This window comes from Bradyrhizobium genosp. A, assembly GCF_049949275.1.
Classification (GTDB): domain Bacteria; phylum Pseudomonadota; class Alphaproteobacteria; order Rhizobiales; family Xanthobacteraceae; genus Bradyrhizobium.
Window position 1 is genome coordinate 5,068,428 of record NZ_CP188196.1, and the last position, 20,818, is coordinate 5,089,245.

Here is a 20,818-nt window from a genome sequence, read left to right on the forward strand (position 1 = left end):
CAAACCCTCGAACGGACAGTGCGTACCAGGTGACGGAATTGCTTGATCTGGATCAACGGACCTGGGTCGGCCCTACCTAGCCTCGCGGGAGCACGCTGAATCCAGACAGCAGGAGCCCACAGCCATGCCCGGCATCGATGATCTCATCCCCAATGCCAACCAGATCCGCAAGGAAGCAGCTCTCAAGGAGGCCGAGAAGGCAGACGAGTATGTTCGCCTTGCCGCTGCCGCCGAGGCCGAAAAGCACGCCTTGATCGAGCGGCTCAGCAAGCCGTCCGGCAAGAGCGAGGAGGAGAAGATCAAGCTGGCATCGACCATCATTCAGCGTGCGGTGCGAAATGGCTTGACCGACGTGCAGGTCTATCGCTTCCCCAACACGCTGTGCACCGACAAGGGCCGCGCCATCAACCAGATGGAAAAGGGCTGGGAGAACACGCTGACCGGCATCCCGAAGGAAATCTTCCAGCTCTGGACCGATTATCTTCAGCCGCGCGGCTATCGCATCGCCTATCAGATCATCGAATTCCCAGGCGGCGTGCCGGGCGACGTCGGCGTTACCATTTCCTGGGGAGATTGAACGCCGTTTCGCGCTAGTTGGATCGGCAGCGTAAACAGGCCGCGCTGATGCGCGCGGCCTGCTGTCTGTCCGTCTCACATTCACTTCAGCCGTATCGTCACGCCACCGACCGCGGCCGAGACTTCCGCGCCGATCTTGGGGCCGCTGAGCTGCAGGATCACGCCGTTCGAGTTTTGCAATTGAACGGCACCAGCGCCTGCGGCAACGGCACCGCCTGCTCCGCCCGCCGCATACGAGCCTTCAATGGACTCCGGGCCCCTGAGATTGAGGGCGCGGCCGACAAACTTGGTGGTCGACGCCCCGATCGTGAAGCCGACGCTCATGCCGGAGACGGTGAACGGATATTTGTGGCCCCGGTACAGCAGGACACCCTCGCCGCCACCAACACCGAGGATGAACCCGCCCTTGGTGAAGACAATGGCAACCTGGCCGGTTTCGGCGCGCGATGGCGGGCTGAAACCGGCGACACCGACAAGCAGGGCAACAAATGCGAGAGCAGCAGTCAATCTCTTCATCGTCTCTTTCCTCTGGATTTGTAAGGCCGAACTATTGGGCCAGAAGCATTGCGAAGTAGCCGAACACGGTGAGCAGGATGCCCGACACGGCGTAGCCGACCGGGAAACCGATCCAGGGCACGGAGCTCTGGATTTCAACCGCAGCCTCGCGGCACGGGCCGGAGTGCGACCGCGCCCCGGCAACGCCGCCCATAAGCACAGCCGGATTGACCTTGAAGACGTGGAATCCGATCGCCCAGACGATGAACGGCGGAATCGTGCAGGCGATGAAGCCGGCAACGAAGATCTTCAAGGCAACAGCGCCCGTGAGCTGCGCCAGGAGGCCAGCACCGGCATTGACGCCGACTATCGCCACGAAGACGACTAGGCCGAGATCCTCCAGCACGTTGCGCGCTGCGTTCGGCGTGTTACCGAAGAAGCGCAGCCGCGACACGAGCGAAGAGACGATCACGCCCGACAGCAAGAGACCGCCGGCGTTGCCCAGACCGATCTTGGCGCCGAAGGCCGGGAATTCGATCATGCCGATCAGGAAGCCGAGGATCATGCCCGCCGCCAGAGTCAGCAGATCGGTCGAGGTGTTGGTGCGCGCGATGCGGCCCCACATCTCGCCGAGCTCGTTGACGGCGGACTTCAGGCCGACGACAGAGATGATGTCCATCCGCTGCAGCTCGGTCTTGAGACCGGCCGGAATCTGCACCCCGCCGCGCTCGACCTTGGTGACCTGCAATTGACCGGCAATCGCCTGGTCGCGGAACGATTCGAAGGTGCGCCCCACGACATCCTTGTTGGTGACGAGAATGTCCGCCTGATCCATCGGGATTCCGAGCGCCTTGGCATCGGCAACCTCGGGGCCAATCAACCCCATCTTCTCAGTCAGGTGTTCGGTCGCTCCGCCGAGCGCGATGACATCGCCCTTTTGCAGAACGACGTCCGGATCGCTCCCAAGCGGGTGACTGTTACGCAACACGTTGACGATACGATACTCGGGATTGCTCTTGCGGAAGCCAGCAATGCTCATCCCGACCTGAGCCGGATTTTCCAGCCGATAGGCGCGCAGGCCGAACTGGCGATAGCCGGTGAGACCGCCACCTTCGAGATCCTTGACGCCGAACTCCTCTTCATACCGCTTCGCCGCCGCCTTGGCGTCGACGCCCCACCAGCGCGGGAGGTATTTGCAAATCAGGATGATGCCGACCGTACCCCAGATGTAGGTGATGCCGTAGGACAGCGCGATCATGCCTGAGGCCTCCTCGGGCTTCATGCCCTCGGGCAGCTTCACCACGCCAGAAGTAATCGCCTGCTCGGCTGACCCGATCGCGGCCGACATAGTCTGCGACCCCGCCAGCATGCCGCCGGCGGCGCCGGTCGGCAGCGCAAAGAGCTTTGCAAAGATGACGACGAGCGCCAGACCGAGCACGCTCGACACCAGCGCCAGGACACAGAATTTGAGGCCATCCCCCTTCAAGCTGTTGATGAAGGACGGACCCACTCGCAAACCGACGCCATACATGAAGAGATAGTAGAACAGGCTCTTCGCAAAATTGTTCAGTTCGAGCTTCACGCCGTAAGTCGAAGCCCACACCGAAAGGCCCGCGCCGACGACGATGGCACCGGCGACCATGCCGAGGCCATAGCCCTTGATGCTCGCCCGCCCGATCCAGACGGCAAGCCCGACAACGAAGAACAGCAGCAGAAACGGATTCTGCGCCAAAAACGTGAAAAACCCTTGCATGTTTGTCCCCTCTTATGACGCGGCCTTGAGCTTCGGCGAGGCGCCGGGCTTGGGCCGGCCGATCTTCGCCAAGGCTTCGGCGCGCACGAGCTTCAGGCCTTCCTTGGCGTCGTAGCCGTGGATTTCCTTCACATCGAGCTTGCGCATGAAGTCGATGGTTTCCTGGGTGATGACCTGTCCCGGCACCATGATCGGGAAGCCCGGCGGATAGGGGATCACGAAACTGGCTGACACGAGCTCAGGCCCGGCTTTCAGGCGGCGGTCGATCTCGGGATCGCCGAGGCGGATATATTCGCAGCCCGCCGCGTCGTAGGCCGTATAGAAGCCGGTGCGGATGTCGCCTTCGTTGGTCTTGGTGCCGGCGTCGCCACGGAAGCTTGGGTGGAAATGCGAGAAGTTCGGCAGGTCGGGGACGTCCTTCATCAGGCTCGTCACCCGCGCCTCGAACGTCTTCTTCGCATTGGCACCGCCCCGCGTCAGACCGCGGTCAACCTCGCCGGCGATCTCGGCCAGTACCCGCACCAGATGCGCGACGTCGCTGCGCGTGTTGTTGATGTTGGACTGGAGCAGAACCGAGTTGCGCGAGGTTTTGTTGACCTGGATGTTGTACTCACTCGCCAGCAGGCCCTTGAACTGCGTGCCGTCGAAGCCGGCCGTGCCGCACACTAGCGTCATGCGGGTCGGATCGAGGCAGAACTCGTCGTCGTCCAGGCTCTTCAGGGTATTTGCCCAGTTCACGCCCGGCGCCAGATAGTCGGTAAATCCGCTCTGGCGATATTGCGCTGGCACCATGGCATCCGCACCGAGAATGCGGAAATATTTCGAGATCAGCGGATTGGTGTTGACCGCATTGCGGATGGCGAGCGCGATATCGATCGCATTGGCGACGAGGCCATAACCCTCGAGCTCCATCTGGCGCCTCGAGACGTCGAGGCTGGCTATGAGTTGCTGGTTCGGACTGGTCGAGGCATGGGTGAAGACGGCCTCCTTGAATTGCTGCTCGACGGTATGAAATTCGGCGTCCTTGACCGACAGCATCGAGCCCTGCCGGATCGCGGACATCGACTTGTGCGTCGAATTGGTCTGGTAGACACGCAGCCGGATCTGACGCGGATCGGGGATCAGCCGGGTCTTGAGCAGCACCTCGTCCGAGGGGTTCTTGCCGAGTTCGGCCTGTTGCTTCTCATAGGCTGCGACCGATTTCGGCTCGTGCATCCACGCCTCGATCTCGTTGGCGGCGCCCATCGCGGTGCGCCGCCGCAGGAACGGCGAGAAGCGCGCAAAGCCGAACCAGGCCTCGTCCCACAGGAAGATCAGGTCGGGCTTGATGGCGAGGCATTCCTCCATCACCCGGCGGGTGTTGTAGATGTGGCCGTCGAAGGTGCAGTTGGTCAGATCGAGCAGCTTGACGCGGTCGAGCCGGCCGTCGGCCTTGGCGTTTAACAGCGCCTGCTTGATCGTGTTCAGCGGCACGGCGCCATACATCGAATATTCCGTCATCGGAAACGCTTCGACATAGAGCGGCTGGGCGCCGGCCAGAACCATGCCGTAGTGATGCGACTTGTGGCAGTTGCGGTCGACGATCGCGATGTCGCCCGGCGCGAGCAGAGCCTGCACAGCCATCTTGTTCGAGGTCGAAGTGCCATTGGTAACGAAGAAGACGCGATCGGCGCCGAGCGCACGCGCCGCCTTGTCCTGCGCCTTCTTGATGGTTCCGGTCGGCTCGAGCAGGCTATCGAGACCGCCGGTGGTGGCGCTGCTTTCGGCCAAAAATAGGTTCAGGCCGTAGAATTCGCCCATGTCGCGGATCCAATCCGACTTGAAGATGGATTTTCCACGCGCGATCGGCAGCGCATGGAACGTTCCGATCGGCCGCTGTGCATATTTCTTGAGATTGTCGAAGAACGGCGTGTCGTAGCGGTCCTGTACGCCTTCGAGGACCGACAAATGCAGTTCAAGCAGCTCTTCGATGGAATAGAAGATGCGGCGGGCCACGCTGGCGTCGGGATTTCCTGCCATCGCCTCAACGTCACGATTGGACATCAAATAGAGATCGAGCTCGGGACGGACCCGCTTGATGATATGGGCGAGCCCGAGCGCGGAAGCGTCGGTTTCATCGTTGAGGCCGGCCGATGACGTCAGCGTGCGCAGCACCGGCGCATCATGACGCGACCGCAGCCCAAAGCCTTCGTTGATCACGACCGCGGCGAGATTGGCGTTAAGGAGTGTGGCACAGAAGGCGTCTTCGAGACTTCCCACGATCACGGGCTCATAGATGAACTGATCGACCAGCCGCCGCAGCTTGCGCCATTCGGCAGCGAGCGCCGGCCAATGGTTGGATGAGACGCCGGTGACGATCAGGACTTCAAAATAGGGACGGCGCGCGCCCTGCGGACCAAATGTCGGCAGCAGCAGGTCAGTCGCATCGCCATTGCCCTCGTCCGTTTCGTTCCGGTCGCCGGCATGCTGGCGGAAGGATCTGGTTTGAAGAGCCTGCGTGATCCGTGTCGCGAGGTCCAGCGACCTCGCCGCATCGCCGGATGAAGCTGCTTCTCGCAACGCCGTCATCAATTGCAGGCCGGGATAACCGTGAAACTCTTCCATCACGGAGAGCTCCGTGAGCGCCGCATCATATTTTGCGCGATCTCCGCCTCTCGCCCACGCCTTTGCCGCCTCCACCAGGTCACGCCAGTCGTCCGCCCGCCCTCCGGGTCCGGAAAAGAACTGATCGATGCGCTTCTCTGCGGGCTTGGCATCCTTGGACATGAGTTTTCTCCCGATCCCTGTGGCAAAGGTGATGGCGGATCGTGAGGGCCGCTCCGACTGTTCCATTGATCCAAGTCAACGGTCGCGCGCGATATGAGGGTGACGCCGAACACGCCGATCACCTCTGCTCTGCAATGCAACAGGATGTTTTCCCGGCTCTTTTGGAAGATTCACGCCGGTCGATGCGCGTCCGGCGGGATCATATAGAGCGTCATCGCGAAGATCATGTAGATGCATAAGAGCAGCACGCCAATGAACCAGGCGGAGCGGCCACTATTGGTAATGAAGGCGGCGAGCATCGCGGAAATTATGACCATCGTCACGGCGCCAGGCCAGAACTGCAAATCCATCGGCTTGGGGCCGATGACATAGCTGAGCAGGACGAGCACGGGAGCGACAAACAAGGCAATTTGCGAGGCGCTGCCAAGCGCGATGCTGACACTCATGTCGAGCCGGTTCTTGCGCGCGGCCGAAAAAGCCACGGCCATCTCGGCCGCGGCTCCCACGATTGCGACAATGATGAACCCGACGAAAGCGGGACTCATCCCGAACGCCCCTGCCGCCTGTTGCACGGATTCGACGAAGATCTCGCTCACCAGAGCCACGAACACCGTGACAACGACGAGCGTGCCAACCGCAAGCCCGATCGGCCACGGAGCCTCGCCCTTCTCGCCATGATTCTCGCTGGCAAAGAGCTCCTTGTGGGTCTTGAGCGAAAACAGCAAGCCAAGCCCATAGGCAACGATCAAAAGTATGGCAAGGCCGAGACTGAGTTTGTCAGCCATGGCTTCACCCTGCGCCCAATCGAGCTCCGCGACGGCCGAGGGGGAGAGGAGTGCTATCGCCGCCATGAGCAACAGCCCGGCATGCAGCCTTCCACCGGCGCGATTGTATTCCTGAACGTGGAAGCGCAGTCCGCCGAGGAGAAAGGAAGTTCCCAGCATGAACAGGGAATTGGTCACGATGGCTCCCGCAATCGAAGCCTTCACGAGCATGTACTGCCCGGCGTGAAGCGCGGCGAGCGCAATGATCATCTCCGTCAGATTTCCCAGCGTCGCGTTCAGCAGCCCTCCGATTGCATCCCCCGTCTTTTCGGCGACCGATTCCGTGGCCTGACTGAGCAGGGCAGCGAGCGGCACGATGGCAAGAACAGCCAGCACAAACAGGAGCGTATGAGCCGCCGGAGCGACCGCTTGGACGATCAGCACCACCGGGACAAAGGGCAGCATCCAAAGGATAGGATTATGCCGGACCGCGTCGACCAGAGGCTTCATCATCACCTGTTCTCCCTGCTCCGAAGGCTGATGCATCCTGACGTTCCTGCGAAACCGGGACCGCGTAAGCCGCGAGCGTCGACACGCCGCCCGGACCGCGAATTCATCTTGAGGCCTCGTGACGTTGGACCTCGCAGCGCAGCAAGACGATCAGCAGCGCGATCACGGGAATGCCGAGCGCCAGGTCGGGGATGCTCTTGGTCGCGAAGGCGCCCACGGCAGCGCCAAGGCCGAAGGCGACGCATACGGCCGTAAAGATGCCGGAGCGGCGAAGCGTCCCTGCTGGACGCCCTCCGGAGGCCGCAATGAATATGCCTTCGATCGCCTGGCGCATATTGCCGGTGATCATGACGGTGCTGTAGACCGCCCCCTCGACCCGGGTGAACACCGTCGCCTGCATCGCGGCGACGCATGAAATGCCGAGCGTACCGGCGAGATCCGGAAGCCGGTTGTGCAGAATGCCGATTGCGATCAAGAGCAGGATCTCAATGAGCGTGCTGATCGCCGCGGCCCGCTCACCCGTGACGCGGCGCAACCATGCGGCAATGACCACGCCGATAGCAAAGGCGATGATCGGAGGGCCAAAGTGGAGCGCCTTGTCCCAATCGCCGGCCATTCCGTACACCCAGAGCAGAACGAGGTTCGCCGTCTGGGCATTGGCCATCACGCCGTGGATGATCCAAGTATAGGCGTCGATATAGCCGCCGGCGAAAGCGAGCAGCAACGCGATCTCAACCGTCTCGTCGCGACGTATCGACGAAGCGGCGGCGATATCCAGAGTACTCATGTCCGAAATGTCGGCTGTCGCAGGTCCTGCATGCTCCCATCGACGCGCTCGACCGATGCTGAGGATTGATCTGGATCAAGCAAATCCCCGGGTTCCAGGACTCAAATAGCTGCAAAGGCGCCGGGGGAAATGCGACCATGGATACTCTCAGGTGGACCATATCCACTGCTCCCGAAATCTTCTTGCTGCTGGCCGTCGCCATAGGCACCATCCTCGGCCGCATCAAGGTCCGCGGCTTTGCAATCGGCACCACGGCCTGCATCCTGATCGTCGCCGTGCTGATCGGACAGCTTGGGACCTTTACGTTTCCGTCGCTGCTGCGCGTGGTCCTGTTCAGCCTGTTCGTGTTCACGATCGGCTACAAGTCGGGACCGGAGTTCTTTGCCTCGCTCAGCATCCGCACGCTCGCGCAGGTCGCCATGGCGCTCGTGCTGGGCGGTATCGGGCTCGTCATCGTGCTGCTATTCGCCTATAGCTTCGGGCTCGATCCCGGCACCGCTTCGGGCATCGCTGCCGGTGCGCTGACGCAATCCTCCGTCATCGGCACGGCGTCAGGGGCGCTGGCTCAACTCGGTCTGCCGAAGAATGTGCTGGAGCAACAGGAAGCGAATATCGCGGCCGGCTATGCCGTCACCTACGTGCTCGGATATATTCTCACGCTACTCTATGTGCCGTTCGTCGCGCCAAAGCTGATGCGGATCGACCTGAAGGTGGAGGCGAAGAAGCTTGAGGCGGAGCTCTCCGGCGGTGACCCACCGCACACCGAGAATCTCTCCTATCGAAAGTTCCAGGCGCGCGCCTATCGCGTCTCGACCGGCGCCGGCCGCTCCGTCAAGGACATCGAGGAGGAGATCGGCAGCCGTACCGTCGTCGAGCGCATCGTCCGTCAGGGCCTCGACGTCGAACCGCATCTGGACACCGTGCTCGAGGCCGGCGACGACATCGTCATCGCCGGGCGCACGGCAGTCATCGTGGCAGCCAAGCCTGTCATCGGCGCCGAGATCGATGCCGACGAAATACTGAAGACGATCCCGGGCAACGTGATCGAGGTGCTGGTCGACAACCGCAAGCTCCATGGCCGTCCCGTGAGGGACGTTGCAGAGCGGGTCGGCGCCAGCGCGCGCGGCGTTTTCCTGCGCGCGCTGACTCGCATGGGACGCGAAGTGCCCTTGAGCGCGGATACGCGGGTCTATGTCGGCGACGTCATGACGCTGGTCGGCAACACCCGCAATATCGAGCGCGCAGCCGCGAATGTCGGCCAGATCCTGCGTTCGGGCGATCGCACCGACATCGCGTTCCTTGCCGCCGGCATCGCCGCGGGTCTGCTCGCCGGCCTGTTCAGCTTTAAGGTCGGGAACATCGCACTGACGCTCGGCGGCGGCGGCGGCGCGCTGATCGCCGGCCTCGTCTGCGGCTGGCTGCGCTCGCGCCGGCCGACCCTGGGGGCAATTCCGCCCGCTGCGCAGCAGACGCTGAGCGACCTCGGGCTCGGCGGCTTCATCGCGGCGATCGGGCTTGGCAACGGCGCCGCCGCCTGGGCCGCGATCCAGGCGCACGGGCTGCTGCTGGTCGGCATGGGCCTCGTCATCACGCTGGTGCCGCTGATCGTTGCGACGCTGTTTGCCCACCACGTGCTGCGCATGAACCCGGTCATCACCTGCGGCGCGCTGGCCGGCGCGATGACCGTCGACGCCGCCGTCACCGGGGCCTGCGAGGTCGCCGGGAGCCAGACGCCGGTGCTCGGTGTCGCCGTGCCCTATGCCATCGGCAACGTCGTTCTGACCGTGCTCGGCCCGATCATCGTGGCCGCCACTTTTACCGGCTGAGGGAGGTCGCCATGTCCACCGGCCCGGCTTTGCGGAACTTGGCAGCAACGCTGCTCCTCCTTGCCACCTTCGTCGCGCCTGCGCGCGCCGAGGACGACATCCGCATCCAGGAGGAGATCTGGGCCCTGCCATTGCCGCTCCCGATGTTGGCCTATCTGGTGCGTCCGGTCGGCGACGGTCCGTTCCCGCTCGTGATCATGAATCACGGCGTATCGCTCAATCCGACTGATCGCAGCTTCTTTCCGCTCGTCGAATTCCGCGACGCCGCCAAGTGGTTTGCGAGGCGCGGCTATCTCGTGGTGGCGCCGGTCGGCACCGGCTATGGCGCATCGGCGATCGATATCCCCGAGCGCGGCATCTATGGCCCGTTCTTCTCTAAGGTCGGCAAGTGCAGCAATCCCAATTTCCATGATGCCGGACTTGCGGTCGCGCAGGTCGATCTCTGGATCATCGACTACCTGGCTGCCGAGAAGCGTATCGTGCCCAAGGATGTCATCGTCGTCGGGCAATCCGCCGGCGGCTGGGCGTCCATCGCGCTGTCGAGCCTGAACCCGCCGCAGGTAAAAGCCATCATCACCTTTGCCGCAGGCCGTGGCGGCCGTGTCGGCGGCAAGCCCAACAATAACTGCGCGCCGGACAAGCTCGTCGAAGCGACTGCCGATTTCGGCCACACGTCGCGGGTGCCGATGTTGTGGATCTATATCGAGAACGATACGTTCTTCGGCCCTGCTCTATCCAAGCGGATGTACGCGGCCTTTAGCGCCGCAGGCGGCAGGGCCGAATACCATCTAATGCCGCCTTTCGGCAATGAAGGCCATTTCTTCATCGGCTCACCCGACGCCATTCCGATCTGGTCGCCATTGGTGGTGAATTTCCTCGACGAGCATCGATAGACAACAGAACGCGACGTCTGGAGGCGTGACCATGACACACTCACTCCGCACGGGACTTCCGTCATGGCGCCCGTCACGGCGCCGTTGCAGGACCTCGCTCTTGAGCCTGCTGCTGGTGTCGATTGCGGGCGCTGTCGCCGCCCGGGACGCTGTACCTAGCAATGCGCTTGCTCGTCCGGAGGTCGCTCCGCGCGGACAGCGCGACGTAAAGGACATCACTTACGGCGAGTGGCGAAAACTCTGCTTCGCGCCCGGCGGCGCCAAGACGGTTTGCCGGACGTCGATCACGGGCACGTTCCCCACCGGTCAAATGGCCGTGCGCGTCGACCTGATAGAACGCGAGGGTGACAACACCGCGCGGGTGCAATTATTCGTGCCCGTCGGCATGTTCCTGCAACACCCCGTCAAGCTGACTGTCGACCAAGGGACGGCTTATCAGGTGCCGTACACGTGGTGCGTCACCAATCTCTGCATCGCTGCCGACGTCGCGAATCCCAAGTTCATTGAAGACATGGAGTCTGGGAAGATGCTGGCTCTGGAGGTGGTCGATTCCAATCTCTTGGCTCTGGCGACGTCGATGCCGCTCGGCCAGTTCGCCGCCATCCACAAGGGCGCGCCGGCACGAACCATCCAACAAGACATCGATGAATGAGAGTTTGAGATGTCCTTGGCGCTAGGCGATCCCTTGTCGCGCTCTTTCCACGGGCTCAATGAGCGACTGCGCCGCAAACGGTTTTGTCAGGTAGGCAAGGCATCCCGATGCGATCGCGGCTGAGCGGTTCGTCGGACTGTCGTTGCCGGTGATGTAGATGACCGGCGCAGTGACGCCCATCTCAGTCAGCCGCCGGCGGACATCAATACCGGACGCGTCACTCAGCTGAATATCCAGGATGATGCAAAATGCTTCGCCACAATCGCCCTGGCCCAGAAGCGCGTCGCCAGACTCGAACAACTCGACATTGAACCCATGCTCGCGCAGCAGTCTTCTTAGGCCCTTACGCATAGAGGGGTCATCGTCGACGACGAAAATGGCGTTGCGTGCCGGCAAAATGAGCGACCTTCGGCGATCAAGCGAACTACATGAGCATGAATTGGCTCTGCGGCCTGTTTCAAAGTTCTGATCTGCTTTGCGAGCCGACTGGCGCCAAGATGATTGCGCACCCCCTGCGTGAACTGTCAATAAACTATCATATTGTCCCTTGGTACAGGTCGAGCTGATGGTGGCCTGACGGCGGACAGGTAAATGGATTAGCCGCGCGACTCATCCTTCGTTTCGAGCAGCCCAAGCCGTTCGGCGATCGAAACCAGCTCCGCAAGCGAGTGCACGTTCATCTTCTCCATCACCTGATGGCGATGCGCCTTGACGGTGCGCTCGGTGTTTCCAAGCTCGAAGGCGACCTGCTTGTTGAGCTTGCCGCGCACGATCAGATCGAACACCTGCCGCTCACGCGGGGTCAACGCGTCTACCAGTGCCCGCAACGACTCGAGCTTGGTTCGCTGACTAAGCGTGGCTTCCTGCCGGGTCATTGCGCGCGCGATCGCGTCGATCAGGTGTTCCGAGGACACAGGCTTGGTCAAGAAATCCTCCGCGCCGGCCTTGATCGCCCGCACCGTCGTCGCTGTATCTGCATGACCCGTAAGGAAGACGATCGGCAGTGTCGACCCGAGATCGATGAGCTTGCTTTGGAGCTCGAGACCACTGATCCCCGGTATCCGCACGTCCAGCAGAATACAGCCCGGATCTCGATCGCTCGGCAATCGATCCAGCAATTCCTGGGCTGACGCGTAAGTGGCGACGTCATAGCCAGCGAGTTTCAATCGGCGCTCGATCGCCGTCTGAAACGAAATGTCGTCGTCTACCACATGCACGAGGCCGGGCAATTTCACCTCACACTGATCGCGGCGACTGCACTCAACTAGCCAATCAATGTCGAAGACATGAAATCTTTACCCGCAACTATAGAACTCACTCGTCAATTGCGGCAACGGCACTGCCGCTTCTCATTCCGTGCAGGATATTTCCGCACTGCCCTTTGGTACAATAGTTAAGAATACGTCCTTCGTCGTATCCAACCTGTGCGGGAGTGGGATAGCGCGGCGCACTCCGGGAATTTCAAGGCAAACGACCAATCCGAATGATCAGTTCAGGAGTTGGCCTATGTTCGTTCGCGTCACGACGGATCCGGCCCGCCCAAATTCACTCCGCGATCTCGGGATGACAAGCGATTCAAATCCGCTGGTCAATTTAAACGAATTTACCTACAAAAAAAGTACCGAAATCTACGGCGAGAAGGAGCCGGCCGAGTACGTCTACCAGGTCAGGAGTGGAGCGGTGCGAAGCTACAAGCTTCTCTCGGACGGCCGCCGTCAGATCGGCGCGTTTCACCTCGTGGGCGACATCTTCGGGCTGGAGAACGGCGGCGTCCACCGCTTCACGGCGGAGGCGATCGTCGAAACCACGGTTCGGCTGATCAAACGGCAAAGCCTGGAGATCGTGGCCGGGAGCGATGCCATGGTGGCCAAGAACCTGCTCAGCATGACTACCAATAATCTCCAGCACGCCGAAGATCACATGCTTCTGCTTGGCCGCAAGACCTCGCTGGAGAAGGTCGCTGCCTTCCTGCTCGAGATGGACGTACGACTGACGGCCGCGGGCGTCATGGCGCTGCCGATGTCGCGGCGCGATATTGCAGACTACCTCGGCCTGACGCTGGAAACCGTATCGCGGTCGCTCTCGCGCCTTCACGAACTCGGCATTCTCGGCTTCGTCGGCAACACTCAGCGCCAGATCGTGCTTCTCGATAGACGGCAGCTCAGTGGCCTCGATCTTCAGAACTGAAGTCGGATCCCGCCGGCGCAATTGACGCCAGGTGCTCCAGCGTCTTGCGCAGCACCTCGAACAGCACGGCTGTAGACCAGCCGAACATCAGAATGCCGTTCATCGCGGTCATCGGCCCCGTCAGCCGCCAGGCCTGCACAGGCGTGATATCGCCATAGCCAAGCGTGGTGTAGTTGACGAAGGCGAAATAGAGAAGATCGCTGCCTTCCGGCGCGGCGCCGACGACCGCGTAGGCCAGCGCCCAGACCAAGACCTCGAGCGTATGTGCGACCATCAGCGCGGCAGCGGTTCCGACCATCACGGCCATCAGGTGAGATCTCGGCCATACCGTGTGTCGTAACCCGGCCGAACGAGCCATCCCGACCGCGCCGACGGTCACAAACGCGTGGATCATGATGTTGATCGCACTGACGAGGCCGCCGAGGAGGAACTGTAGCGTCATCGGGCCGAGCAGGCTTCAGCTGTTCTTACCAGGTTTACGATCGAGGCGCTGTCTTTGAACTCTCATGCGCCTTATCTCTTCATTGAACGCGTCGGCTTTCTCGTCCCGCCGGTCATTCTTTGATTTCGGCTGATCGCTCTTGCGCAGTTTTTCGAGTGCCTTCTCAACCGAGAGTTTGGTGGTTTCAGCCATGATGATCCCCGTTTGACATTGTCTTTGTTGCAACTGTGAAAACGGCTATTTCGCTAGTCCTCCGAACCATGCGCCGAAATAACCGGCGTAGAGCGCCGGCAGCTCGAGATTCATCGAATGCCCGATGCCGGGCACGACCACGAGCCGGCAGTCCGGCATCGCTGCCGCCATGACCCGCAGATCGGCCGGCGGAATCCATCCGTCGCGCTCGCCCCAGAGCACTAGATGCGGATGCCAGATTTCCGGCATCCTGCGTTCCAAATCCCTGCTCTCACGCTCGCGGGTGAGATTGACCGGCGTCCCGATCCAGATGCCCTCCGAGACCCCAAAGGTCTGCTCGATGATCCGGTCGAACAGCGCCTCAATCTCGCCGAGCCCCTCGCGGAAGCGTGGGATCTCACTCGCCGCCATGCTTTCCGGCACAAACAGCGAGGACGCGGCGGTGGCCATCACCGTCCGCGTCAGTTGCTTGCTCGCCATCATTGCGCGGAAAAGGCCGATCTGGTCCGCATTGAAGGACATGCCCAGTGGTGTAACTGGATCGAGCGCGAAGACCCGGCCGAACCGTTGCGGCTGCATCAACAGCATCCGCGCGGCGATGATGCCGCCGGTCGAATGGGTGGCGAGGTGGCAGAATTTAATGCCCAGCGTGTCGAGCGCTGCCAACATGTCCAGCGCATGCTGCTGCATGGAGTAGTTGGTGTAGTCGACGGCGGGCTTCGGCCGGTCGCTTTCGCCGCAGCCGCGCCAGTCAAGTCCGATCACGCGCAGCCCGGCGGGAAACAACGGTGCAGCGAGCTCGATCCAGTCCTTGCTGGCAAGATTGCCGTGGATGAAGACGACGGTGACGTCGCCCTCACCCCACCCTCGCCAGCCTAGCTGGACCTCACCGGCCTGCACCCTTGACATGAGAGGCGACCCTATTTGTTCAGGCCGGCCGTCGGCGCGGCGCCGGGCGGCGTCGGCGCCACCGGTAGCGCCGATACTACGGCTCCCTTGATCATCCGGTCGGTGCCGAGCGGCGATGAGGTGTCCACCGTTCCCCTGGTCACGAAGTCGACCACATCGGCGGAATACTCGACCGGATTGTCCGTGTGGATGAAATGACCGGTGTCCGGATAGATCTTGAGCATCGGCCGGTTGCCCGCATTGGTCATGCGCGACATGAACGGAGTGATGACATCGCGCCCGAGATCGGTCAGTCCGTTGAACGCCGGCGTCGGGATGAACGGCTCCTTGTCCCCGAACGCCAGGAAGATTGGCGCCTTGATCTGGGTCAGGCGCTCGTAAAGGTTCTTCGGATCGTCCTGCTGCAGCTCCGCCCCGATCGTATAGACGTCGTAGATGAAGACGTTGCACCACTGCTCGAGCTCCTTCGGATTGCCCTTGGTCAACCCGACGCGCTGCTCGGTGTGGAAGCGGGCATATTCACTGTCGCTGAAGAAATAACCACTCTTGGCCGCCGACACAGCGCCGGTCTCCGGGTCACGCTTCCTAAAATAGAAGAAGTCGCGGATGTTCTGCTCCGAACGCCCCAACTCCGCGGCCAGGATGCCGGTCTGGTCCCAGGTCGCCTTCCATTTGTCGAAGTCGTGGTCGAACGCCGGGTCGAACAGCCGAAGCTTCTTGTCCTTGGCAACGGTAATATCACGCGGATATTCCTCAAGGCCTGATGGCGCCTCGAGCGCAAGGCCCTGCACCGCATCCGGCCACGTCAGGGCATAACCCATCACGAACTGACCGCCAAGCGAGTGGCCAAGATAGTACGCCTTCTTGACCCCGAGCTGATTGACCACGAGGTCATAGATGACCTCGCGCATGTCTTGCATGGTGCGCGCCGGGCTCTTGTCGAGATTACCGGGCCCGGACATGCCGTAATGCGGCAGGTCGGGCACGATGACGCGCAGACCGCTGCGCAGGGCATATTGCATGATGTTGCCGTAGTGCCCGCCGAAGGCGCCCTTGCCATGGATGATGACGAGCACCTTCGGATCCTTGTCGGTGCCGGCATATTCGTCCATGTAGCCGATCTGCCAGGGCGTGCCGCCCTTGTCCTTCGCGGTCGCGTATTTGACCGGATAGGGATACGTCACAAAATCCTTCCAGAACGACTTCTTCGGATCGATGTTCTCGGCAACGCCCGGCACACGAAAGTTCTTGTCCTCGAACTTCTGGGCCCGGTCGAGGCTCGCAACGTCGTCCATGAAGGAGACGAACTTCGGATCGTTCTTGCGGTTGTTGATCAGCGGGAACACGCCGTAATGCGCGACCGGGCTCTCCTCGGAAATCAGGTCGGCGCCCGGCACGCGATCGACGGCCTTCTGGGCCAGCTTGAAGTTCAGCCAGAGGTCGTTGGTGATGTGCATCACCAATGTGCGCGCCCGGATGCTACCGAGATAATCATTGACGTTGTGGGCTTCACCGACGCGGTTACGCCACACCAGGTCGACAGCGTCATACAGTTTCGAGCGATTCATCACGTTGAGACCGGCCTTCTCGTTCGGCGGGTCCCAGTAGAAGACCTCCGGCTGCACCGACACAAAGCTCTGGGTCGTCCGGTAGCCGAAGTCATAACCGGTCAGGCCGAGCACCGACCAGCCGAACGCCATGCCTGGCAGAGGGTGCTTTTCCTTGGGCAGCTTATAGTAATCGCCCTTGGTAGCCTGCCACACCGGGTCCGACTCGATCGCCGCCGTCATCAACTGGAAGGTCCAGTTGCCGACGGGGTCCCCGGCGTCCGACTGCGTGGTGCCGCCGATCGGCATCAGTCCGCCCATGAACTCCGGATGCATGACGCCCCAGACATAGGTCTGCGTGCCGCCCATCGAGACGCCGGTGACCAGCGCGGCGTGCGCGACCTTCAGACCGTCGCGCAGCATGCGGTAGTTCGCCTGCACCATGTCGTAGTAGCTGTATTGCGGGAATTTGATGCCGAGCCCGTCGGACGGCTTGCTGGCGCCCCAGGTGCCGAGCGGATCGACCATGATGACGTAGTAGCGATCGGTATCGATCGGCCGGCCAGGTCCGATCACGGGTACGCCGCCCGACAGGGCCGCACCCTTGACCCACTGCTCGTACATGTCGGTAGAGTCGCCGGAATAATAGGAGTTGATGATCACTGCATTGGTGATCTCACCGGCCGCGTTGCGCCGCGCACTGCCGATTGCGATATAGGCCGTGCGCAGCTTGCCGCCGCCAAGCGATTCCAGCGTGACACCGCCCTCTCCGCCGTTCTCCCACTTGGAGGGATCGTTCAAATCGTACTTCCCACCCAGGCGGAAGTTGGCGATCTCGTAATATTTCTTCAAACCGTCATGCTGCATCTGCGACGAGCGACGGGTGAAGGGTTGTGCAATCGCGAGAGACGTGCCGACTAGCACCAAGATCAGGCTGAGGACGTAGCGCTTCACGAAACGTCTTCCGGTCATGACGGATTCCTCCTTGGGGATTTTGGCCGAAGGCTAGGCAGGACGACCGGACGAGTCTTGACTTAGCTCAATGAATTGCCCTTGCGGAAGTTGAGGATCGGGACATCAAAACGAGGCGCAGTCCCCGCAATGCCCTTCCTCAGTCACGGCTCATATCGGATCCGCTATGAGCTCGACGGGCCGGCGGATGCTCCCGCCTATGTGCTGGTGAACGGGCTCACGCAATATGCCGAGCTATGGGCCGCCTATCGCGAGGCCCTGCTGGCGCGGCGTTTTCGCGTCGCGACCTTCGATCTGCTCGGCCAGGGCGGCTCAGACAAGCCGACCCTCTTCATCAGCCAGGACGATCAGGTCGCTGCTCTTCATCTGCTGATCGGAGAGCTCGGCGATGGTCCAATCTTCCTGAGCGGCATCAGCTTTGGCGGCCTGATTGCGCTACGCTATGCGATAGAGCATGGCGCGCGCCTCTCCGGCCTGGTGCCGATGAGCTGCTTTGCGGAGCTTTCGCCGCAACTGCTTCTGATCGGCAACGCCTTGCGCACTGGCCTGATCCTGGGCGGTACGAGCTACCTCCAGGATCTCCTGCTGCCGATGAACCTGTCTGACGAGTGGCTGAAGCCGCTGCTGGACAAGCTCGGCAGCGTGAAACGGCAGGGCTGGCTGGTCAACGACGTCTACGCCCTTCAAAACCTGATGGAGTCCTTCCTCGACTTCCAGCCGCTGACGCCTAGACTGTCGTCGATCGCCGTGCCGACGATGATCCTGAACGGCGAATTCGACTTCCTGACGCCGCGCGCCCTGCACGAGACCCTGCGGGCCGAAATCCCCAACAGCTCGCTGGTGATCGTCCCGAGGGCCTATCACGCCTTTACGCTGGAGAAGGGCGCGCTTACGGCCGAGCTGCTCGCACGCTTCGCCGACGACGTGCTGGCCGGGCGTTGGCAAGGCAACAAGGCGGTCTGGATTGCGCCGGAAGACCCCGGCGGCGAGCTCACGCCGTTTCCCACGGGCTACGACCATCTCCGCGCCATCCCCGTGCAGAGGACGACAACATGAGCGGATTCTTCGGCCCCCTCGATTTCGATGGCCGCGTGCCGCCGCACCAGCAAACGCGCGTCGCCGCATTCCTCGTCTCCGCCCACGGCGCTCTGGCGCGACAGTTCGCATTTACCTTGCCCACAAAACTCGAGTCCGCCTGGCAGACCGAACTGAACGCACAGCTTTACCGCGAGACCGAAATCGTCTCGCTGTTGCTGCGCGCGACGAGTTGGGCGCCGGATCCCGGCCTGGGCTATATGGCCGTGGGCTGGGAAAGCGCCTGGTATCCTGCGCCGATCTACGAGATTTCGAACTGGCCCCTGGCGGTGGCGGCCGGCCTTGCAACGCTCGCCCATGCCATTCACGCCGGAATCCGGCCGGCGGCACTGTTGCCGGTGGAAGCCAATCCCAACGACCCTTTCGCAATGGCGCTGCGCCGCGTCGAATTCGAAAGTGGCCATCTGCTCCAGGCGCAAATCCTGTCTCTGAAGGGTCCCGACCTCGTACCGTTTCGCGACGCCGTCAGCTCCGCCCTGGAGCGGCGCCACACCGAGGTGCGAAAGCTGTGGCACGACATGCTCCAGAGCGTAGGCATCGCCGCTCGCGATTCAAATGATGAGAAGCCTTGATGCAAATCAAAGGAATGCGGTGACAGCCGGCGAACATCGTCTCGCTGCCGTCCACCGTGAGACCGGAGTTGCCGCCATGAGGGCCGTTTCCGTCGAAGAAGCCGTTGCAATGATCCCGGCAGGCGCCAGCGTCATGGTCGGCGGGTTCATGGGTGTCGGGACACCGGAGCGCCTGCTTGATGAAGTGGTCCGGCAGCAAAAGAACGGCCTTTCGCTGATCTGCAACGACGCCGCGATTCCCGGCAAAGGTGTCGGCAAATTGTTCGACGCGGCGCTGGTCTCGCGCCTGACGGCAACGCATATCGGCCTCAACCCGAAGGCGCAGCAGCAGATGTTGGCTAATCAGATCGCCGTCGATCTCGTTCCGCAAGGAACGTTCGTCGAGCGAATCCGCTCGGGCGGATGCGGCCTCGGCGGCGTTCTGACAGCAACGGGCGTCGGCACACTGGTCGCGGAAGGCAAGCGCCAGATCGAGGTCGACGGCAAGCCATTCCTGCTCGAGACAGCGCTGCGGGCTCAGTTCGCGCTGGTGCATGCCTTTCTCGCCGACTATCTCGGCAATCTTGCCTACGCACTGACGTCCCGCAACTTCAATCCGGTCATGGCCATGGCCGCCGACACCGTGATCGTCACGGCAGAGCACATCGTGCCCGTGGGCGTCATAGCGCCGGACCATGTCGTGACGCCGGCACCGCTCGTCGACTATCTCATTACGAACGGGTGAGATCATGGATGCACAGACCATCATCGCCCGACGCGTCGCAAAGGAGCTGAGGAGCGGCAACCTCGTCAATCTCGGCATCGGCATCCCGACCCTGGTGGCGAATTACATCCCGGCCGATCTCAAGGTGTTCTTCCAGTCGGAGAACGGTCTGATCGGCACTGGACCGATCCCCGAGCAAGGCATGGCGCATCCGACGCTGACCGACGCCGGAGGCAAGCCGATCAGCGCTCTGCCGGGCGCCTGCACATTCGACAGCGCGATGTCGTTCGGATTAATCCGCGGCGGCCACGTCGATGTCACCGTGCTTGGCGGTCTCCAGGTCGACGCGCACGGCCATCTCGCCAATTGGATGATTCCCGGCAAGATGGTGCCGGGAATGGGCGGCGCGATGGATCTCGTCACCGGTGCCAAGCGCGTGATTGTCGCCATGCAGCACGCCGCCAAGGGCAAGTCGAAGATTGTCGCCAAATGCACGCTGCCGCTGACGTCGGCGCGACCGGTGAACCTGGTCGTGACCGACATGGCCGTCATCGCCTTCCCCGACGGCAAGGCGACGCTGCTGGAAACCGCACCCGGCGTCAGCGTCGGCGAGGTGATGGCAGTTACGGACGCCGAGCTCGTCGTGCCCGATTCCGTGCCGGAAATGAAGATCTGACGAGGTCACGCCATGCGAATATTCAGCGACTTCAACGAGATCAAGTCCAGTGTCGGCACCGAGATCGGCGTCAGCGACTGGATCGAGGTGACGCAGGATCGCATCAACCAGTTTGCGGAGGCGACTTGCGACGAGCAATGGATCCATGTCGACCAGGAGCGTGCCAAGAAGGAACTGCCGGGCGGCACCACCATCGCGCACGGGCTGCTGTCGCTGGCGCTTGCGCCGCTGTTCATCCGCTCGGTGATCGGCCTGAAGGGCCTGCGTAACACGCTGAACTACGGCGCGGACCGGATACGATATCTGGCGCCGGTGCCGGCGGGCTCCAAGCTTCGCGGCCGCGTCACGATCGCGGAAGCGGAAGACGTGCCGCCGGATGGCCTGCGCGTGAACTACCATCTCGTGATCGAGATCGAAGGCGGCAAGAAGCCCGCCTGCGTCGCCGAACTCATCGCCCTGCACTATCGCTGAGCAACAAGGCGAAAATCGCGCCGGATTCGC

Annotated in this window: 21 protein-coding genes; 10 read left to right on the forward strand and 11 right to left on the reverse strand. The window is 62.0% G+C overall.

Features of this window, described 5'->3' with window-relative positions:
* The first annotated feature begins 124 nt into the window (after positions 1-124).
* A complete protein-coding gene (locus tag ACP2YP_RS23610; RefSeq protein WP_426418726.1) occupies positions 125-577 on the forward strand; it encodes a hypothetical protein in 453 nt (150 codons plus the stop codon).
* Between the two features lie 80 nt (positions 578-657).
* On the opposite strand, the gene ACP2YP_RS23615 is transcribed toward ACP2YP_RS23610, so the two are convergent.
* The 5 genes from ACP2YP_RS23615 to ACP2YP_RS23635 all read right to left on the reverse strand — a co-directional run bounded on the left by ACP2YP_RS23615 (position 658) and on the right by ACP2YP_RS23635 (position 7,651).
* Positions 658-1,092 carry a hypothetical protein gene (locus ACP2YP_RS23615; RefSeq protein WP_426418727.1) on the reverse strand — a complete coding sequence of 145 codons (435 nt, stop codon included), beginning with the start codon at positions 1,090-1,092 and terminating at the stop codon, positions 658-660.
* 31 nt (positions 1,093-1,123) lie between these two features.
* Positions 1,124-2,824 carry an aspartate:alanine exchanger family transporter gene (locus tag ACP2YP_RS23620; RefSeq protein WP_426418728.1) on the reverse strand — a complete coding sequence of 567 codons (1,701 nt, stop codon included), beginning with the start codon at positions 2,822-2,824 and terminating at the stop codon, positions 1,124-1,126.
* A 12-nt stretch (positions 2,825-2,836) separates the two neighbouring features.
* A complete protein-coding gene (locus tag ACP2YP_RS23625) occupies positions 2,837-5,590 on the reverse strand; it encodes a decarboxylase (protein ID WP_426418729.1) in 2,754 nt (917 codons plus the stop codon).
* A gap of 170 nt (positions 5,591-5,760) precedes the next feature.
* Positions 5,761-6,864, reverse strand: a complete 1,104-nt coding sequence (gene cax, locus ACP2YP_RS23630) for a calcium/proton exchanger (protein ID WP_426426244.1) — start codon at positions 6,862-6,864, stop codon at positions 5,761-5,763.
* 103 nt (positions 6,865-6,967) lie between these two features.
* Complete coding sequence (locus ACP2YP_RS23635; RefSeq protein ID WP_426418730.1) at positions 6,968-7,651, reverse strand: YoaK family protein; 684 nt, start codon at positions 7,649-7,651, stop codon at positions 6,968-6,970.
* Between the two features lie 137 nt (positions 7,652-7,788).
* On the opposite strand from ACP2YP_RS23635, the gene ACP2YP_RS23640 reads away from it, so the two are divergent.
* The 3 genes from ACP2YP_RS23640 to ACP2YP_RS23650 all read left to right on the forward strand — a co-directional run bounded on the left by ACP2YP_RS23640 (position 7,789) and on the right by ACP2YP_RS23650 (position 11,022).
* Entirely contained in the window at positions 7,789-9,477 is a 1,689-nt protein-coding gene (locus tag ACP2YP_RS23640) for an aspartate:alanine exchanger family transporter (protein ID WP_426418731.1), read from the forward strand.
* An 11-nt stretch (positions 9,478-9,488) separates the two neighbouring features.
* Complete coding sequence (locus ACP2YP_RS23645; RefSeq protein ID WP_426418732.1) at positions 9,489-10,370, forward strand: alpha/beta hydrolase family protein; 882 nt, start codon at positions 9,489-9,491, stop codon at positions 10,368-10,370.
* Positions 10,371-10,470: 100 nt separating this feature from the next.
* The gene (locus tag ACP2YP_RS23650; protein WP_426418733.1) at positions 10,471-11,022 is read left to right on the forward strand and encodes an invasion associated locus B family protein; all 552 of its coding nucleotides are present in this window, start codon (positions 10,471-10,473) and stop codon (positions 11,020-11,022) included.
* A 21-nt stretch (positions 11,023-11,043) separates the two neighbouring features.
* On the opposite strand, the gene ACP2YP_RS23655 is transcribed toward ACP2YP_RS23650, so the two are convergent.
* The gene (locus ACP2YP_RS23655; protein ID WP_426418734.1) at positions 11,044-11,418 is read right to left on the reverse strand and encodes a response regulator transcription factor; all 375 of its coding nucleotides are present in this window, start codon (positions 11,416-11,418) and stop codon (positions 11,044-11,046) included.
* A gap of 200 nt (positions 11,419-11,618) precedes the next feature.
* A complete protein-coding gene (locus tag ACP2YP_RS23660; protein WP_426418735.1) occupies positions 11,619-12,251 on the reverse strand; it encodes a response regulator transcription factor in 633 nt (210 codons plus the stop codon).
* A gap of 277 nt (positions 12,252-12,528) precedes the next feature.
* Between ACP2YP_RS23660 and ACP2YP_RS23665 the strand changes: the two genes are divergently transcribed.
* Entirely contained in the window at positions 12,529-13,209 is a 681-nt protein-coding gene (locus ACP2YP_RS23665; RefSeq protein ID WP_426418736.1) for a helix-turn-helix domain-containing protein, read from the forward strand.
* Here ACP2YP_RS23665 and ACP2YP_RS23670 read toward each other — a convergent pair.
* The 4 genes from ACP2YP_RS23670 to ACP2YP_RS23685 are packed head-to-tail and all read right to left on the reverse strand — an operon-like array spanning position 13,184 to position 17,271.
* A complete protein-coding gene (locus ACP2YP_RS23670; RefSeq protein WP_426418737.1) occupies positions 13,184-13,651 on the reverse strand; it encodes a potassium channel family protein in 468 nt (155 codons plus the stop codon). The two genes, ACP2YP_RS23665 and ACP2YP_RS23670, sit on opposite strands and share 26 nt — an antisense overlap.
* Positions 13,652-13,666: 15 nt before the next feature.
* On the reverse strand, positions 13,667-13,843 hold the full coding sequence (locus ACP2YP_RS23675; RefSeq protein ID WP_426418738.1) for a hypothetical protein: 177 nt from the start codon (positions 13,841-13,843) through the stop codon (positions 13,667-13,669).
* 45 nt (positions 13,844-13,888) lie between these two features.
* Positions 13,889-14,752 carry an alpha/beta fold hydrolase gene (locus ACP2YP_RS23680; RefSeq protein WP_426418739.1) on the reverse strand — a complete coding sequence of 288 codons (864 nt, stop codon included), beginning with the start codon at positions 14,750-14,752 and terminating at the stop codon, positions 13,889-13,891.
* Positions 14,753-14,763: 11 nt separating this feature from the next.
* The gene (locus tag ACP2YP_RS23685) at positions 14,764-17,271 is read right to left on the reverse strand and encodes an alpha/beta hydrolase (protein ID WP_426418740.1); all 2,508 of its coding nucleotides are present in this window, start codon (positions 17,269-17,271) and stop codon (positions 14,764-14,766) included.
* A gap of 129 nt (positions 17,272-17,400) precedes the next feature.
* Between ACP2YP_RS23685 and ACP2YP_RS23690 the strand changes: the two genes are divergently transcribed.
* The 5 genes from ACP2YP_RS23690 to ACP2YP_RS23710 all read left to right on the forward strand — a co-directional run bounded on the left by ACP2YP_RS23690 (position 17,401) and on the right by ACP2YP_RS23710 (position 20,788).
* A complete protein-coding gene (locus ACP2YP_RS23690) occupies positions 17,401-18,327 on the forward strand; it encodes an alpha/beta fold hydrolase (protein WP_426418741.1) in 927 nt (308 codons plus the stop codon).
* Positions 18,324-18,938, forward strand: a complete 615-nt coding sequence (locus tag ACP2YP_RS23695) for a hypothetical protein (RefSeq protein ID WP_426418742.1) — start codon at positions 18,324-18,326, stop codon at positions 18,936-18,938. The genes ACP2YP_RS23690 and ACP2YP_RS23695 overlap by 4 nt, the downstream gene beginning before the upstream one ends.
* 76 nt (positions 18,939-19,014) lie before the next feature.
* Positions 19,015-19,662 carry a CoA transferase subunit A gene (locus ACP2YP_RS23700; protein WP_426418743.1) on the forward strand — a complete coding sequence of 216 codons (648 nt, stop codon included), beginning with the start codon at positions 19,015-19,017 and terminating at the stop codon, positions 19,660-19,662.
* Between the two features lie 4 nt (positions 19,663-19,666).
* Positions 19,667-20,317, forward strand: coding sequence for a 3-oxoacid CoA-transferase subunit B (locus ACP2YP_RS23705; protein ID WP_426418744.1), 651 nt, complete (start codon positions 19,667-19,669; stop codon positions 20,315-20,317).
* A 12-nt stretch (positions 20,318-20,329) separates the two neighbouring features.
* On the forward strand, positions 20,330-20,788 hold the full coding sequence (locus ACP2YP_RS23710; RefSeq protein ID WP_426418745.1) for a MaoC family dehydratase: 459 nt from the start codon (positions 20,330-20,332) through the stop codon (positions 20,786-20,788).
* Positions 20,789-20,818 lie beyond the last annotated feature (30 nt).

Bases quoted from the DNA above. Each gene is read 5' to 3' on its own strand.
- ACP2YP_RS23705 (WP_426418744.1), top strand. From the start codon at position 19,667: ATGGATGCACAGACCATCATCGCCCGACGCGTCGCAAAGGAGCTGAGG.
- ACP2YP_RS23610 (WP_426418726.1), top strand. From the start codon at position 125: ATGCCCGGCATCGATGATCTCATCCCCAATGCCAACCAGATCCGCAAG.
- ACP2YP_RS23645 (WP_426418732.1), top strand. From the start codon at position 9,489: ATGTCCACCGGCCCGGCTTTGCGGAACTTGGCAGCAACGCTGCTCCTC.
- ACP2YP_RS23640 (WP_426418731.1), top strand. From the start codon at position 7,789: ATGGATACTCTCAGGTGGACCATATCCACTGCTCCCGAAATCTTCTTG.
- ACP2YP_RS23695 (WP_426418742.1), top strand. From the start codon at position 18,324: ATGAGCGGATTCTTCGGCCCCCTCGATTTCGATGGCCGCGTGCCGCCG.
- ACP2YP_RS23665 (WP_426418736.1), top strand. From the start codon at position 12,529: ATGTTCGTTCGCGTCACGACGGATCCGGCCCGCCCAAATTCACTCCGC.
- ACP2YP_RS23685 (WP_426418740.1), bottom strand. From the start codon at position 17,271: ATGACCGGAAGACGTTTCGTGAAGCGCTACGTCCTCAGCCTGATCTTG.
- ACP2YP_RS23700 (WP_426418743.1), top strand. From the start codon at position 19,015: ATGAGGGCCGTTTCCGTCGAAGAAGCCGTTGCAATGATCCCGGCAGGC.
- ACP2YP_RS23625 (WP_426418729.1), bottom strand. From the start codon at position 5,590: ATGTCCAAGGATGCCAAGCCCGCAGAGAAGCGCATCGATCAGTTCTTT.
- ACP2YP_RS23675 (WP_426418738.1), bottom strand. From the start codon at position 13,843: ATGGCTGAAACCACCAAACTCTCGGTTGAGAAGGCACTCGAAAAACTG.
- ACP2YP_RS23615 (WP_426418727.1), bottom strand. From the start codon at position 1,092: ATGAAGAGATTGACTGCTGCTCTCGCATTTGTTGCCCTGCTTGTCGGT.
- ACP2YP_RS23710 (WP_426418745.1), top strand. From the start codon at position 20,330: ATGCGAATATTCAGCGACTTCAACGAGATCAAGTCCAGTGTCGGCACC.
- ACP2YP_RS23635 (WP_426418730.1), bottom strand. From the start codon at position 7,651: ATGAGTACTCTGGATATCGCCGCCGCTTCGTCGATACGTCGCGACGAG.
- ACP2YP_RS23620 (WP_426418728.1), bottom strand. From the start codon at position 2,824: ATGCAAGGGTTTTTCACGTTTTTGGCGCAGAATCCGTTTCTGCTGCTG.
- cax (WP_426426244.1), bottom strand. From the start codon at position 6,864: ATGAAGCCTCTGGTCGACGCGGTCCGGCATAATCCTATCCTTTGGATG.
- ACP2YP_RS23680 (WP_426418739.1), bottom strand. From the start codon at position 14,752: ATGTCAAGGGTGCAGGCCGGTGAGGTCCAGCTAGGCTGGCGAGGGTGG.
- ACP2YP_RS23690 (WP_426418741.1), top strand. From the start codon at position 17,401: ATGCCCTTCCTCAGTCACGGCTCATATCGGATCCGCTATGAGCTCGAC.
- ACP2YP_RS23670 (WP_426418737.1), bottom strand. From the start codon at position 13,651: ATGACGCTACAGTTCCTCCTCGGCGGCCTCGTCAGTGCGATCAACATC.